11 protein-coding genes and 1 pseudogene are annotated in these 13,761 nt (G+C 56.9%); 10 read left to right on the top strand and 2 right to left on the bottom strand.

The genetic code is table 11. The annotated features are described in order from the left end of the window. Positions 1-108 precede the first annotated feature (108 nt). From ACR0L9_RS04490 to ACR0L9_RS04445, 10 genes and pseudogenes are all read left to right on the top strand, one after another. Positions 109-1,122 (top strand): TRAP transporter substrate-binding protein, encoded by a 1,014-nt coding sequence (locus ACR0L9_RS04490; RefSeq protein ID WP_170396175.1) that lies wholly within the window; start codon positions 109-111, stop codon positions 1,120-1,122. Positions 1,123-1,201: 79 nt separating this feature from the next. Then, positions 1,202-2,371: a mandelate racemase/muconate lactonizing enzyme family protein gene (locus tag ACR0L9_RS04485; protein WP_480894975.1), complete on the top strand. Its 1,170-nt coding sequence runs from the start codon at positions 1,202-1,204 to the stop codon at positions 2,369-2,371. Positions 2,372-2,387: 16 nt separating this feature from the next. Then, on the top strand, positions 2,388-3,230 hold the full coding sequence (locus ACR0L9_RS04480; RefSeq protein ID WP_255612041.1) for a TRAP transporter small permease subunit: 843 nt from the start codon (positions 2,388-2,390) through the stop codon (positions 3,228-3,230). Next, positions 3,230-4,852, top strand: a complete 1,623-nt coding sequence (locus ACR0L9_RS04475; RefSeq protein ID WP_170612546.1) for a TRAP transporter large permease subunit — start codon at positions 3,230-3,232, stop codon at positions 4,850-4,852. The genes ACR0L9_RS04480 and ACR0L9_RS04475 overlap by 1 nt, the downstream gene beginning before the upstream one ends. Before the next feature lie 10 nt (positions 4,853-4,862). Then, positions 4,863-5,813, top strand: a complete 951-nt coding sequence (locus tag ACR0L9_RS04470; protein WP_170512728.1) for a phytanoyl-CoA dioxygenase family protein — start codon at positions 4,863-4,865, stop codon at positions 5,811-5,813. 24 nt (positions 5,814-5,837) lie between these two features. Then, a complete protein-coding gene (locus ACR0L9_RS04465) occupies positions 5,838-7,340 on the top strand; it encodes a UxaA family hydrolase (RefSeq protein ID WP_480894972.1) in 1,503 nt (500 codons plus the stop codon). Then, positions 7,337-8,341, top strand: coding sequence for a Gfo/Idh/MocA family protein (locus tag ACR0L9_RS04460; RefSeq protein ID WP_480894970.1), 1,005 nt, complete (start codon positions 7,337-7,339; stop codon positions 8,339-8,341). The genes ACR0L9_RS04465 and ACR0L9_RS04460 overlap by 4 nt, the downstream gene beginning before the upstream one ends. A gap of 106 nt (positions 8,342-8,447) precedes the next feature. Then, positions 8,448-9,368, top strand: a pseudogene (locus ACR0L9_RS04455) (NAD(P)-dependent oxidoreductase); the annotation flags it as partial. Between the two features lie 3 nt (positions 9,369-9,371). Beyond that, positions 9,372-10,253 carry a DMT family transporter gene (locus ACR0L9_RS04450; RefSeq protein ID WP_480894968.1) on the top strand — a complete coding sequence of 294 codons (882 nt, stop codon included), beginning with the start codon at positions 9,372-9,374 and terminating at the stop codon, positions 10,251-10,253. Continuing rightward, positions 10,250-11,113: a sugar kinase gene (locus tag ACR0L9_RS04445; RefSeq protein ID WP_170466274.1), complete on the top strand. Its 864-nt coding sequence runs from the start codon at positions 10,250-10,252 to the stop codon at positions 11,111-11,113. Before ACR0L9_RS04450 ends, ACR0L9_RS04445 begins: the two co-directional genes overlap by 4 nt. Here the strand turns inward: ACR0L9_RS04445 and ACR0L9_RS04440 are convergent. Continuing rightward, entirely contained in the window at positions 11,100-12,296 is a 1,197-nt protein-coding gene (locus tag ACR0L9_RS04440; protein WP_480894966.1) for a mannitol dehydrogenase family protein, read from the bottom strand. The genes ACR0L9_RS04445 and ACR0L9_RS04440 overlap by 14 nt on opposite strands. Continuing rightward, positions 12,297-13,640, bottom strand: a complete 1,344-nt coding sequence (gene uxaC, locus ACR0L9_RS04435; RefSeq protein WP_480894964.1) for a glucuronate isomerase — start codon at positions 13,638-13,640, stop codon at positions 12,297-12,299. Between the last annotated feature and the right edge of the window lie 121 nt (positions 13,641-13,761).

The following is a 13,761-nucleotide window of genomic DNA, read 5'->3' as shown; positions in this document are numbered from 1 at the left end:
ATTTTTTCTTGTTGCATTCGATTCTTCGGCTTAACGTTTACCTGCGCGACAGCAAAGGAGGCGGCAAGATCTTCCACACCGCGCACGCTCAACGTCTGGGAGGACAATATGAAAATAGTCAAGACAGCGGCCCTGGCGGCCGTAGCCACGACAATGGCAGCCGGTTTCGCGATGGCTGAAACAACGAAGCTTAGAATTCAAACCCATTTTTCGCCCGAAACTCTGTCAGGCCAAATGGCTGCAAAATTCGTTGAAGACATTCAAGAAATGTCGAACGGCGAAATCGAAGTTGAAATGTTCTATTCCTCTTCGGTGGTCAAATCAGTTGAAACCTTCGATGCCGCAGCTACAGGAATTCTAGATTGCGACATGACGGGCGGCGGCTATCAGACCGGTAAAAACCCGGCCTTCCAGTTTGCGGGCGACCTGCTCGGCGGATATCAGAACCCATATCAGCAAATGGCTTGGCTTCTTCATGGCGGCGGAAGAGAAGCTGTAAATGATCTATACAACGGCTACGACATGGAATTCATCGGATGGTGGATTCCCGGGCCAGAGTCGCTGTCTTCGACCAAGCCGATTGCAAAAGTGGAAGACTTCAAGGATTGGAAGTTCCGCTCGCCTCCAGGCCTTGCAACCAAGGTGTTCGCGGAACTTGGTGCTTCTCCGATCGTGATGGATTTCAACGAAATTTTCACGGCTTTGGAAACCGGCATCATTGATGGTGCGGATGCTGCGAACCTGACGAACAATGTGGGCCTCGGTCTGTACGAGATCGCAGGCCACACAAACTATCCCGGTTTCCACTCGATGCCTGCAGATCACCTAGCTTGTCGCAAAGACGTCTGGGAAGCGATGCCCGCGCATCACAAGAAGATCATGGAAGTCGCAATGGATAGCCTGGCATTGCACAATGCCACAATCAATGAGGTGCAGAACGCTCAGACTGCAAAAGACCTGAAGGCAAAAGGCGTTCAGTTGTACGAATGGTCGCCTGAAGACCTGGCAGCGTATCGCGCGGCCGTTCAGGTCGGTTGGACTGAGTTCGCAACGACACCTGAAGCACAGGCACTTTTGGAAAGCCACATCAATTTCCTGCGTGACCTGGGCGCAATGCAATAATCAGGCTTCGATCGAACTACGACACACGGAAAGGCCGCACTTGCGGCCTCTCCGGATCGGCGCCGGGATCCAGAACTTCATGAAAATCACCAGAATAATAAGTCATGTACTGCAGTACGACATGCCGGAAATTCTGGGCTACTCGCAACAGTATTATGACAAGCGTACAACCCATCTGGTCGAGATTCAGACAGATGAAGGGGTAACCGGTTGGGGGGAGTGCTTTGGTCCCGGAAACGTAGCCATTGCGAACAAATCCATCGTGGAAAAGGTTATCCAACCAATGGTCCTTGGCATGGACCCTTTGGACAAAGACGTGATCTGGCACAAGGTGTACAATCTTTTGCGAGACCATGGCCAAAGCGGAATGCCAATACAGGCTTTGTCCGGGGTGGACATCGCACTTTGGGACATCACCGGCAAAATCTCTGGCCTCCCCCTCCATAAGCTTGTCGGCGGGGCTCATCGCGCAAGCGTTCCTTGCTACGGCTACGGCATGATGCTCCGGGATGAACCGATTTCTAGTCTTGCAAGCCGTTTTGAGGATGAAGCCGCTAAGATCAAGTCAATGGGATTTACCGCCACCAAAATGAAAACGGGCTTTGGCCCGAAGCCTGATGTGAAACTGTGCGAAGCAGTTAGACGCGGAGTTGGTGAGGACTTTCCTTTTATGGTCGATGCAAACCATGCCTATACGACTTCAGACGCGTTCTTTGTCGGTCGGGCGCTGGAAGAACTGGACGCATATTGGTTCGAAGAACCGGTCGCGCCAGAAGACATTGACGGATACCGCGAACTGCGCACTTCGCTTAAAGTAAACATCTCAGGCGGAGAGGCGGTATTCAATCGCTGGGCATGGCGCAATCTTCTTGAAAACCGTGGCATCGATATCGCGCAGCCAGAGGTTTGTGCTTTGGGCGGTGTTTCAGAGTATCTCAGGGTACTGTCTCTATGCCACGCACATTTCACTCCGGTCGTAAATCACGTCTGGGGTAGCGCCATCGCCGTCGCAACTAATCTGCATTTACTAGCGGCCATGCCCGCAATTCCAGGCGGCTTGCATCCATGGGAGCCGATGCTGGAGTTCGACACAACGGACAACAAGTTTCGGGACGATCTGCTGACCGAACCGCTGGAAATTCAAAATCAGGTCAAGGCCAACAACGGCCGAGTCATGATACCGACTGGCCCCGGATTGGGTGCCGAGCCGGACCGAGACTTTATCGATCACTACAGGATCGAAGGATAAGGACGAGGGTTACGCGATGCACAAGAACTCAGGCGGACTAATTGAATGGCTCATACCGTTGGCCTTCGTCGCAACAGCCAGCTGGCTTGTTTGGCATCTTCCCGCATTCCTATTGGACTGGCTGCCTTACACCTCTGAATCCCTCAAAAGTCAGGTAACTGAAATATATCTGCGCAGCGACGTTACGCCCGAATTGTCTGGCGTATTCGGGGGGTATGTCGACATCATCGACATGGCCGCGCTCGTCCTTCTACCGTTTCTTGCAGTGATTGGTACCAAGACCGTGCGCCCGGCGACGATGGAGTTCGAAGGCTCGACGGTTATGGACCGTTTCGCCCTGTTCATAGGTCGAGTGACGATGATGATGATCGCAATCATGACTGTCGTGATGCTCTACGAAGTCTTCATGCGTTATATCCTGGAGAAGCCGACCGAGTGGGCGAACGAAATGACACTCTGGTTCGCCAGCTTTGTGTTTTTGATGTCTGGCTACTACGCCATGCAGCAACGCAGTCACATTCGAATATTCCTGATGTACGACGCAGTTCCACGTTGGCTTCAGCGCGTTTTTGATACGGTTTCGACTATACTGATCGTGCTATTTGCCTTCTTTCTTGTCTACGGCAGCTACAAACAGGTGTTCGTCAACAAGCTCTACAAATGGGAGCTTTATGGCTCTGCCTTCAATCCTCCTATCCCGGCGACGTTGCAGCCGATGGTGCTGATCGTGATTACGCTCGTCGCAATGCAAGCAATTTTGAACTTGGTCGCGGATTGGAACAAAGAACCGGAAATCCACACAGATGAACCGGACGAAGACGAAATTGAAATGATCAAACGGGCGGTGGGACAAGACTGATGGACATTGGAACAATCTCACTCATCCTGATGGTCGCCCTGATTGTGCTTCTGGCGATCGGGATGCCCTTGGGTCTGGCCTCGGCTTCGCTTGCGGTTCTGGTTCTTGTGCTCAAGTTCGAACCGACACTGCTTTTAAACCCGTTTTCATTCGGCGACGGGATTCTCACCGGTCGGCCAGGGACTGGGCCGCTCTATATCCTGGCGCAGAAGATATACGGGCTCTTAACGGACTACGTGCTCATATCCGTGCCATTGTTTATCTTCATGGCGTCGCTGCTAGAGCGGTCCGGGATCGCGCGCGACATGTATTCGTCGCTGAATGTCTGGCTGTCCAGAACACGCGGCGGCATCGCGATCGTGACCTCGATCATGGCGGTGATCATGGCTGCCATGTCCGGCATCATCGGCGGTGAGGTTGTCCTGCTGGGCCTTATCGCCCTGCCCCAGATGCTGCGCCTGGGCTACGATCAGAATCTCGCGATCGGCGTCATCTGCGCCTCAGGGTCTCTGGGCACCATGATCCCTCCTTCGATCGTTCTGATCATCTACGGGCTGATCACCGAAACCTCGATCAAGTCACTGTTCACCGCGTCTTTCATTCCCGGCTTCATGCTGGCCTCGATGATCATCCTGTACATCATCATCCGCACGCGGTTGAATCCTCATCACGCTCCGCTGCCGGAACCGGACCCAAGCGACCCCGAACCAGCCGAGAAACGCAAACTGTTTGGTGCCTTCATGAGCATCGTCGTCGCCGGATTTTCCACCGTTCTGTTTATCCGGGCCGCTTTTTTCGAGCTGTCAGGCTCCAACGCTGCCAGCCAGGGCGAACCAGCGCGATTGGGGACAGCTGACTACCTGCCCTGGTTTGCCGGTATCACGATCGTCGCCCTTCTGCTGATTTTCTTCGTCTTTGGCAGACAACGCGCAAAAATCGGTTGGGAAATGGGCAAGGGTCTCGTCGCGCCGCTGGTCGTAATCGGCGTCGTGCTCGGCTCGATCTATGGCGGGATCACAGGGATCACTGAGGCTGCTGGTATGGGCGCCTTCGCCGTCCTGATCATCGCCATCCTACGGGGCGAAGGATCGTTCGAGCTGGTTTGGGACAGCTTGATGCGGACACTAAAATCCACAGGCACCATCATCTGGGTTACGATCGGTGCCGCCGCGCTGGCGGGTGCCTACACCATTGCTGGAGGGCCCCAATACGTGGCCGACCTGATCGTCGGCCAGGAGCTGCCAACCATGTTGGTCATTCTGGTAATGATGCTGATCTTGCTGTTCATGGGCGCATTCATGGATTGGGTCGGCATCGTACTGTTGATCATTCCGGTCTTTCTGCCGATCGTCCTGCGCCTTCCTATCGAGGAAATCGGAGTCTTTGGCCAGTTGGAGCCGAGTCATGTCGCCATCTGGTTCGGCGTCGTGTTCTGTATGAACATGCAGGTCAGCTTCCTCTCGCCCCCTTTCGGCCCGGCCGCGTTCTACCTGAAGTCGGTGGCCCCGCCGCATATTAGCCTAACGGATATCTTCCGCGGCTTCCTGCCATTCATCGGGATCCAGTTGCTGGCGCTTTCCGTTCTTCTGATCTGGCCGGGTATCATCGCGCTGCTGTTGTGAGGTTGCACCCATGCTGACACAAGATGCGATTGGCAAGTTCCAGACCGATGGATACCTCGTGGTTGAGGATGTAATTCCCCGCGATGTCCTGGGTCGGGTGCAAGCGGAATACTCAGATGTCCTGAACCGGCTCTATGACTGTTGGTACAAAAAAGGACTGGTCAAGGACGAGCCGTCCGGAATGACCTTCTGGGACAAACTTCTGTCCGCCTATCAGGCCGGATGCGACTATTTCCAGCCGCTGGACATCTCGCTGCCCGGCGATCGGATCATGGCGGACACACCGTTCCATATTGGGCCCGCAGTGTTCGACTTGCTGACGGCCCGTCCCATGCTTGACATTGTCGAGCAGCTGATCGGGCCAGAGTTGGTGAGCAATCCAATCCAGCACGTTCGGCTGAAGCCACCTGCCCTGAAGCTGTCCAAGGACGAGGTGCGCGCGCACATCACCGCAACGGACTGGCATCAGGACCGAGCGGTTGCGCTGGAGGATGCTGATCAGACCGACATGGTCACGGTTTGGATTGCCGTCAACGATGCAACGGTTGAAAACGGCTGCCTGCAAGTGCTGCCAATGGCACAAGACCAATCTATCCTGCCACATTGTGCCCGGACGCAGACAGGCATTGCCGACGGGTTCATTGATGAAGGCCGCGCCGTGCCCCTTCCTGTCAAGGCCGGCGGGATCATCCTGTTTCACCCTTTGACGCCACACGCTTCGCTGATCAATAAAACGGACCGGTTCCGCTGGTCGTTCGACATCCGCTTTAGCGCGGCAGGCCAGCCGACCGGTCGAGATCATTTCCCCAGCTTCATCGCGAGGTCCAGATCGCGCCCCGAAACCGAGCTGCGAGATTGGCGCGTCTGCAAGTCCAATTGGGAGGCGGCGCGAGCAAGACTGTCCGGCAAGCCGCATATAGATATTCACCGGTGGACATCGGACTCACCGTTCTGCGCCTAGCTGCTGCCGCCAGGAAAGCTGATTATGACTTTTGTACGTTTAGATCGAACGGATAGCGTGGTAGTTGCAACTCGGCACCTGGAGGCCGGCAGTATGGTCGAGGATGTCACGACCAATGCGCGCATCCCCTCGGGGCACAAGGTCGCCACGCGGAATCTTGCGCTCGGCGATCCGGTCAGAAAATACGCCCAGATCATCGGTTACGCCACCCAACCGATCGAACCCGGTGACCATGTGCACACCCATAATGTCGAGTTCCGGAACACCAGTGTGGACTACGAGTTTGCGACGGATCACAGGCCCACCAAACCTGCCACCTCGGTCGATACATTCATGGGCTACCACCGGGACAGCGGTCGGGTCGGCACGCGCAATTACATCGCGGTTCTGACCACAGTGAACTGTTCGGCGACTGCGGCCCGCATGATCGCCAATCACTTCACGCCGGACAAGCTGGCCGAGTTTCCGAACATCGACGGCGTGGTGGCCTTTGTCCATGGAACGGGCTGCGGAATGGCCGATTCCGGCGACGGTTTTGAAGCCCTTCAACGGGTCATGTGGGGGTTTGCAAAACACCCCAACCACGCTGCCGTTCTGATGGTCGGTCTAGGCTGCGAGATGAACCAGATCGACTGGCTGCTGGACGCGTATGGGCTGAAGCAAAGTCCCATCTTCCAGACGATGAACATCCAGAACGTCGCCGGATTGCGTCGGACCGTGGAAATGGGCATCAACAAGATCAAAAAGATGCTTCCCATTGCCAATGAGGCGAGGCGCAGCGAAGCCCCGGCGTCCGAACTGATGGTTGCGCTGCAATGCGGTGGCTCGGACGCTTGGTCCGGCGTGACCGCGAACCCGGCGCTCGGACATGCCTGCGACTTGTTGGTTGCGCAAGGCGGCACAGGTGTCCTTGCGGAAACACCCGAAATTTACGGAGCCGAACACCTTTTGACCCGCCGCGCCCTTAGTCGCACAACTGGGGAAAAACTGATCGGACTGATCGATTGGTGGCAGGACTATACCGCTCGCAATCACGGTTCGATGGACAACAACCCAAGCCCCGGCAACAAGCAAGGGGGTCTGACGACCATCCTAGAGAAGTCGCTGGGGGCAGCGGCGAAGGGCGGCACCACCCCTTTGACCGGTGTATTCAAATACGCCGAACCCATCACCGCCAAAGGCTTCACCTTCATGGACAGCCCCGGATATGACCCGGCCTCGGTGACCGGGCAGATCGCGGCTGGGTGCAACCTTGTGTGCTTCACCACGGGACGCGGCTCTGCATTTGGGTCCAAGCCGGCACCCACGCTGAAAATCGCTACCAACTCTGTATTGGCAGCACGCATGCCCGAAGACATGGACGTGGATGCGGGCGACATTCTGACCAAAGGCGCCAGCGTCGAAGAAAAAGGACAGGAAATATACCGACGGCTGCTCCAAGTCGCCTCTGGCGCGCGGACCAAGTCCGAGGCGCAGGGCTTGGGTGACTACGAATTTGTTCCCTGGCAAATCGGAGCGGTGATGTGAAACGGATCCTTGTAGCCGGCGGCGGATTAATCGGTATCCGCCACGTCCGCGCCGTGATTGAGCATCCCGGCTGCATGTTGGTCGGGTTGGCCGATCCAGATGGCTCGATCCAGATCGACGCGCCGCGTTTTGCTAGTATGGACGAGGTGCAGGACCCGGTAGATGGCGTCATCATCGCCACTCCGACCCGCCTGCATGCCGAACATGGCATTCTGGCCGCATCCCGCGGTTGGCACATGCTGATCGAAAAGCCGGTTGCCGCGTCGGTCGATGATGCACTGCGCCTGAAGACGGCCGTTCGCCAGGCCAATGTCCGCAGTCTTGTAGGCCACCATCGGCGGTATCATACAATCTTGCAACACCTGAAGGAGGTGATCGCGCAAGGTACGATCGGACAAGTCATCAATGTCTCGTTGCTGTGGGCCATGCGCAAACCCGACAGCTATTTTGAACAGAACTGGCGGACTTCCGATGGCAGCCCAGTCATGATCAATCTGGTGCATGATATCGATGTCCTGCGCTTTGTGATCGGAGAAATCTCGGATGTCGTCGCCCTGCCCGGAGCGCCCATCCGCGGATCGGAACGGATAGAAAGCGGGGCTGTCGCGATCGCATTCGAAAACGGCGCGACGGGCACTATCAGCTTCGCCGATACCGCACCCAGCCCCTGGGGGTTTGAGGCCGGAACCGGCGAAAACCCGAACATCGGCACGACCCATCAGGACATGATCTGGATCACGGGAACCAGCGGCGCTGTGAGTTTTCCCTCCATGACCCTGTGGCGCGGACAGGATTGGGGCACTGCGGCCCAAAAAGACCAACTTACACGACCGGAACAACAACGCGCACCGCTAGAGGTGCAGCTGGATCACTTCCTTGACGTGATCGATGGCGCTCCTCCACTGATTGACGTCGAGGATGCAGCCCGAACGCTCGAGGTCACATCACGGATTGAACAGGGGCTAAAGGCGCGAACGACTCGAGCGCGGGCGCCGGCCTGATGGACATGCGGCCCGGCCAAATGCCGGACCACCCAAAAACCAATGATTATCCTCCGGGCAATATGAGCATTAAAAAAGCAAAGCCGCCCGCAACAAACACAAGAACAAAAACCAGACACATTCACGGAAAGGGAAACCAATGAGCAAACCATCAATCGGGTTTATCGGCTTGGGATTAATGGGCGGAGCCATGGTTAGCCGACTGTTGGACCAAGGATATTCGGTCGCTGTATTGGGAAACCGCGACCGCACGTACCTGGACGCCGCGATTGACCGAGGCGCCCGCGAGATGCGAAACGCCCAAGAACTGGCTCAGGCCAGCGACATCGTGATGCTGTGCATGGGCACCTCCGAACAGGTCGAGAGCCGAATGCACGGTGCAGATGGAGTGATTGCGGGATTGAAGTCCGGCGCGATTGTCATCGACTTTGGCACCTCGCTTCCTGGCAGCACACGCGCATTGGCCGAGGAGGTTGCCGCAGCCGACGGAAGCTATCTTGATGCACCGCTTGGCCGGACACCTTCACACGCGCTAGAAGGCAAGCTCAACATCATGACGTCTGGAGACAAGGCTGCCTTTGACAAGGCCGAGCCGACACTGAAAGATTTGGGCGAAAACGTTTTTTACCTTGGCCCCGTTGGGTCCGGGCACACGATCAAGCTGATCAACAACTTCTTCGGAATGACCGTTGCGAACGCGATGGCCGAAGCCTTTGCCATGGCTGACATCACCGGTGTTGACCGCAAGCAGCTATATGATGTGATGGCCGCAGGGCCGCTGCATTCCGGAATGATGGATTTCGTCAAAGCCTACGGCGTTGAGAGCGACCCAAATCAGCTGGCCTTTGCCATCAAGAACGCGGCAAAAGACCTCGGGTATTATGACCGAATGGCGCGCGAGGCAGGCGTTACCAGCGTGATGTCGCAGGGCGCGCTTTCGGCGCTGAATGACGCCCGCGACCACGGTCAGGCGGATGACATGGTAAGCCAGATGGTTGACTACTACGTCAAGCGTTTCAACACCTGATCGATGGCCGTCTCCGCCAACCCCACCGTTGACCTGCCGCGCCTTGGCATTGTGCTGATGCTGATGGCGTGGCTGTTCTTTTCGTTGGTTGACCTTGGGGCCAAGTGGTTGGCGTTGGCCGGAGTGCCAGCATTTCAGTTGGCGTTCATGCGCTATGCGGGGCACTTCGTGATCTCAGTGGGCGTGATCGCCAAGGGCGGGATAGAGGCCGGTCGGTTCAAGACTGACCATCCGTGGCAGGTGATAAGCCGGGCCTTGCTGCTGATCTCGGCGACCGTTTTCAATTTTTATGCCCTACGGTTTTTGCCACTGACCGTTGTGTCGGCAATCATGTTCTCAAGCCCGGTCATCGTGTGCTTTCTGTCCGTCTTTGTATTGAAAGAAAGCGTGGGCCCATGGCGTTGGGCGGCTATCATCCTGGGCTTTCTGGGGGTGTTGGTTGTCGTACGGCCGTTTGGTTCGGCCTTTCATCCGACCATGCTGCTGATCGTATACAATGCCACCGCTTTGGCTTTGTACTCGATTATGACGCGCAGGCTGTCCGGGGTTGTTGCCGTGGACACTATGCAGTTCTACCTCGGGCTTACCGGTACGGTGGTCCTGTTGCCGTTCGCCGTCTGGTTTTGGGTCCAGCCAGAAAACACGTGGAGCCTGATTGTACTGATCGGCCTTGGTGTGTTTGGCTGGTGCGGGCATCAGCTGCTGACGAACGCGCATCGGTTTGGAACGGCGAACCAGTTGATGCCATTCACCTATTCGTTCCTAATCTACGTGGCAATCTGGGGTTATCTGTTCTTTGACACAGTACCGGACGCATTCACGTTGGCGGGGGCTGCGCTGATCATGGCTGCCGGTCTCATCATCTGGAAAAGAGAAAAGAAATGACGCGAATTGCCTGCATCGGCGAAGCAATGATCGAATTGTCCATGCTGGAAACCGGCGCAAAGGTGGGCGTCGCGGGGGATACGCTGAACACGGCCATCTACATGCACCGTGCCGCGCCTGACCTGCAGGTGGAGTATGTGACATGTCTAGGCGACGATCCGTTCTCAAGGCGTATCGTGGACTTCATCGCCAGTCATGGTATCGGAACATCCGGCATCCGTATCATTCCGAACGCCTCTCCGGGACTATACGCGATCACGACATCTGCGGACGGTGAACGCAGCTTTACCTATTGGCGCAGCGAGGCGGCCGCCCGTCAGCTTTTTGCCGATCACGACTTCAGCCCGCTCAACGGTTACGACGTGCTGTACTTGTCAGGGATTTCCGTGGCCATTCTTCCGCATGCAGTCAGGCTTGCGCTTCTGGACTGGCTCGAAGGCTCTTCCGTCCGGTTGGTATATGACAGCAACTTTCGTCCGCGTCTTTGGGACAGCGTCCAACACGCTCGGCAGATTAACCAACGGCTTTGGCAACGTGCGGACATTGCCCTGCCGTCCATTGACGACGAGATGGCATTGTTCGGGGAAAGCGCGGACCAGGTGGCTGCACGCTTTGCCGATCATCACGGTGTCGGTGCGTTGAAACGCGGAGAGAATGGCCCTTTGTCCATCGGTCAGAACACTGACCAAACCTATGAACCTGCCAAAAACGTACTGGATACGACAGCGGCGGGCGACAGTTTCAACGGTGGGTACCTCGCGGCCTTGCTGATGGGGAAATCACAGGCCGACGCCCTGATGGCTGGACACAATCTGGCTTCCACCGTTGTTCAGTTCCGCGGCGCGATCATTCCCGGATAAGTGGCGCGAGATCCTCAGCGCCAACGAGACCCAAAAGCAGCGCTACCGGGTCCGGCTGCTTGACGGCCTTGGCAATTTCCGACGCGCAAGGATCGTTCAGCGCCCTGCCCTTTGCGATCTCGGACATGCAAAAAGAGATCCAGGCCCGCATCCCTGCAATCACCGCCTGAGAGCCGGTCTCACGGAGTGTGGGAACAAACCGATACGGCAGCTTCTGGCTGCCATCCATCGCGATTTGGTCCAGACGATGCGCCAGCTCGGGGTTTTCAAAGCGGCGCAACAAAGCCTCGGCATAATCCGGAACCTGTGCTTGCAGTGCAGCGGGCAGCGTTGCGCCCGCATCCTTCATCAACTCAGAAACCAGCGGGCGCAAAACCGGGTCTCGAACCGCTTCGTGGACGTAGGTCATGCCCCGCTCCAACCCGGCATAAGCCAACAGGGAATGGGCACCGTTCAACATGCGCAGCTTTCGCATCTCGTGCGGGGCTACGTCATCGACCAGTTGCACTCCCGGCCAATCCGGGTGCGGACCGGAGAAGCTGTCTTCGATCACCCACTCCGAGAACGCCTCGGTCGGAACAGCCATAGGATCGCCGCTGATTGCGCGAACGGCGTCCGTGGTAGCCGGGGTGATCCGGTCGACCATCGCGTTGGGAAAGCGAACAGAGTCCCAATTCACGTCCAGACCGGCTGCTTCCGCAAAATCGGCAACTGCCGTTTCGAGCGTCTTGCCGTTTTCCATGCGATTGTCACAACTTAGTACCGTTACTGGCCTGCGCCGTTCAGCAAGGCCATAAGCTAAAAACCCGATCAGCGTCGCAGGCCCTTGCCCTGCCAGATCGGCGGCAATCGCCGGGTCCTGAAGGTTCAGCTTGCCCGCGGCGTCCAAGTGATAACCTTTCTCGGTAACGGTTGCCGAAATGATCTCGGCATCCGCCATCACATCGAATATCTCTGCGCGATCCTTGGGCGCGACCAGAACGTCACGCAGAGCTTTGATGCGCCGGACTCCCTGCCCCTGTACGCACAAATCGTACTCGAAACCCTGTCGGGCCAATCCATCCCGAACCGAGGATGAACGCAGGCTGACGCCGACAACGTCCCATCCGCCCGCTTGATCGGTGTAGTCCAGCAAATGCGCCCGGGCGAAGTTTCCAAGACCGAAGTGAAGAATTGTACCCATCTAGCTTTGCAACCCGTAAACCTGTTTCGCCAGATCGACCGCCAGCAATCTCGCCAGATGCTCGGCACTGTCCCGACCGAAATAGCCGCGCGCAACCTGCTCCGCCAGATGAAACGCCACACCCCGTCGCCACAGGTCGTGACGTGCAGGAATGGACAGAAAAGCCCGCGTGTCGTCATTGAATCCGGCCAGATTGTAATATCCGGCCGTTTCAACGACCTGATCGAAATACCGCGCAATCCCGGCTGGGCTGTCGTGGAACCACCAAGGCGGCCCGATCCTAAGGCACGGCCAATGTCCCGCCATCGGGGCCAATTCACGGGCATAGGTGCTTTCGTCCAATGTGAAAAGTATGATGCGCAGTTCCGCCGAGTTACCGACCCGGTTCAATAGCGCCTCAAGGCCCGTGGCCCAATCCATCGCGATTGGAATGTCGGCCCCCTTGTCCCGTCCGAAGTCCCGCAGTACCGCGTGGTTCGTGTTGCGCTTGCTGCCAGCATGTATCTGCATTGTCAGGCCATCATCGACAGACATCTGCGCCATTTCGATCAGCATATGCCCATAGAACCGGCGAGCATCCTGTTCGGTACCTTCCCGCCGTCTCAGCCGCTGGTACAGCGCTTCCGGGTCGTCCAGCCACTCGGTCTTTACGCGTTCGATACCGTGGTCGGTGGCAGTACATCCCAGCTGGATGAAATAAGCCCGCCGCATTCGCAGCGCGTTGAGGTAGCCATCATAGCTATCCAGATCGCAGCCTGTCAGCTCGGCCAACTTGTTCAGGTTCTGTACGAACTCCGGGTCCGCTCCATCCAAAACCCCGTCTGGGCGGAACGTCGGAACAACCCGCCCGCCCCAACCGCTTGTACGGATCTCCCGATGCTCCACGAGTGCGTCAAGAGCGGAATCCGTGGTCGCCAGAACCTCGATCCCAAACCTGTCGAACAAAGCCCTCGGACGAAATTCGGGTCGCGCCAGCTTTTCTGAGATCTCATCATAAATCAGGTCAGCCGTGCGAGAAGACAACGCCTCAAACACACCCAGCGTTTCGTGCAGCACGTAGCTCATCCAGATCCGGGATGGCGTTCCCAGAAACAGATGCCAGTGTTCGGCAAAGGTGCGAAAAACGGCGCGGGGATCCTTCTTTCGCCCCTCTTCCCCAACGCCAAGTTCGGACAAAGGAACGCCCTGCGAATAGAGCATACGGAACACGTAATGGTCGGGAACCACAAGCAGCTCTGCCGGGTTGGGAAACGGCTCATCGGTTGCAAACCACCCCGGATCGCAGTGACCATGCGGAGACACGATTGGCAGGTCCTTGATGCCCAAGTACAGGTTTTCTGCCATGCCATTCAAATTGCCAGTCAATTCTGCCTCCGATACTGCTGCCCGCAATTGTTAACACAGTTTTTAATGGTTGCATCTTTCCCGTTCGAACCCGCAGACTGACCGAGTGATCCGGGGGAAT

The organism is Ruegeria sp. I3, assembly GCF_056532525.1.
This window is presented reverse-complemented; position numbering and strand designations above follow the sequence as displayed.

Excerpts from the sequence above, each read along its gene's own strand:
- ACR0L9_RS04490 (WP_170396175.1), top strand. The coding sequence starts at position 109 with ATGAAAATAGTCAAGACAGCGGCCCTGGCGGCCGTAGCCACGACAATG.
- ACR0L9_RS04485 (WP_480894975.1), top strand. The coding sequence starts at position 1,202 with ATGAAAATCACCAGAATAATAAGTCATGTACTGCAGTACGACATGCCG.
- ACR0L9_RS04480 (WP_255612041.1), top strand. The coding sequence starts at position 2,388 with ATGCACAAGAACTCAGGCGGACTAATTGAATGGCTCATACCGTTGGCC.
- ACR0L9_RS04475 (WP_170612546.1), top strand. The coding sequence starts at position 3,230 with ATGGACATTGGAACAATCTCACTCATCCTGATGGTCGCCCTGATTGTG.
- ACR0L9_RS04470 (WP_170512728.1), top strand. The coding sequence starts at position 4,863 with ATGCTGACACAAGATGCGATTGGCAAGTTCCAGACCGATGGATACCTC.
- ACR0L9_RS04465 (WP_480894972.1), top strand. The coding sequence starts at position 5,838 with ATGACTTTTGTACGTTTAGATCGAACGGATAGCGTGGTAGTTGCAACT.
- ACR0L9_RS04450 (WP_480894968.1), top strand. The coding sequence starts at position 9,372 with ATGGCCGTCTCCGCCAACCCCACCGTTGACCTGCCGCGCCTTGGCATT.
- ACR0L9_RS04445 (WP_170466274.1), top strand. The coding sequence starts at position 10,250 with ATGACGCGAATTGCCTGCATCGGCGAAGCAATGATCGAATTGTCCATG.
- ACR0L9_RS04440 (WP_480894966.1), bottom strand. The coding sequence starts at position 12,296 with ATGGGTACAATTCTTCACTTCGGTCTTGGAAACTTCGCCCGGGCGCAT.
- uxaC (WP_480894964.1), bottom strand. The coding sequence starts at position 13,640 with ATGGCAGAAAACCTGTACTTGGGCATCAAGGACCTGCCAATCGTGTCT.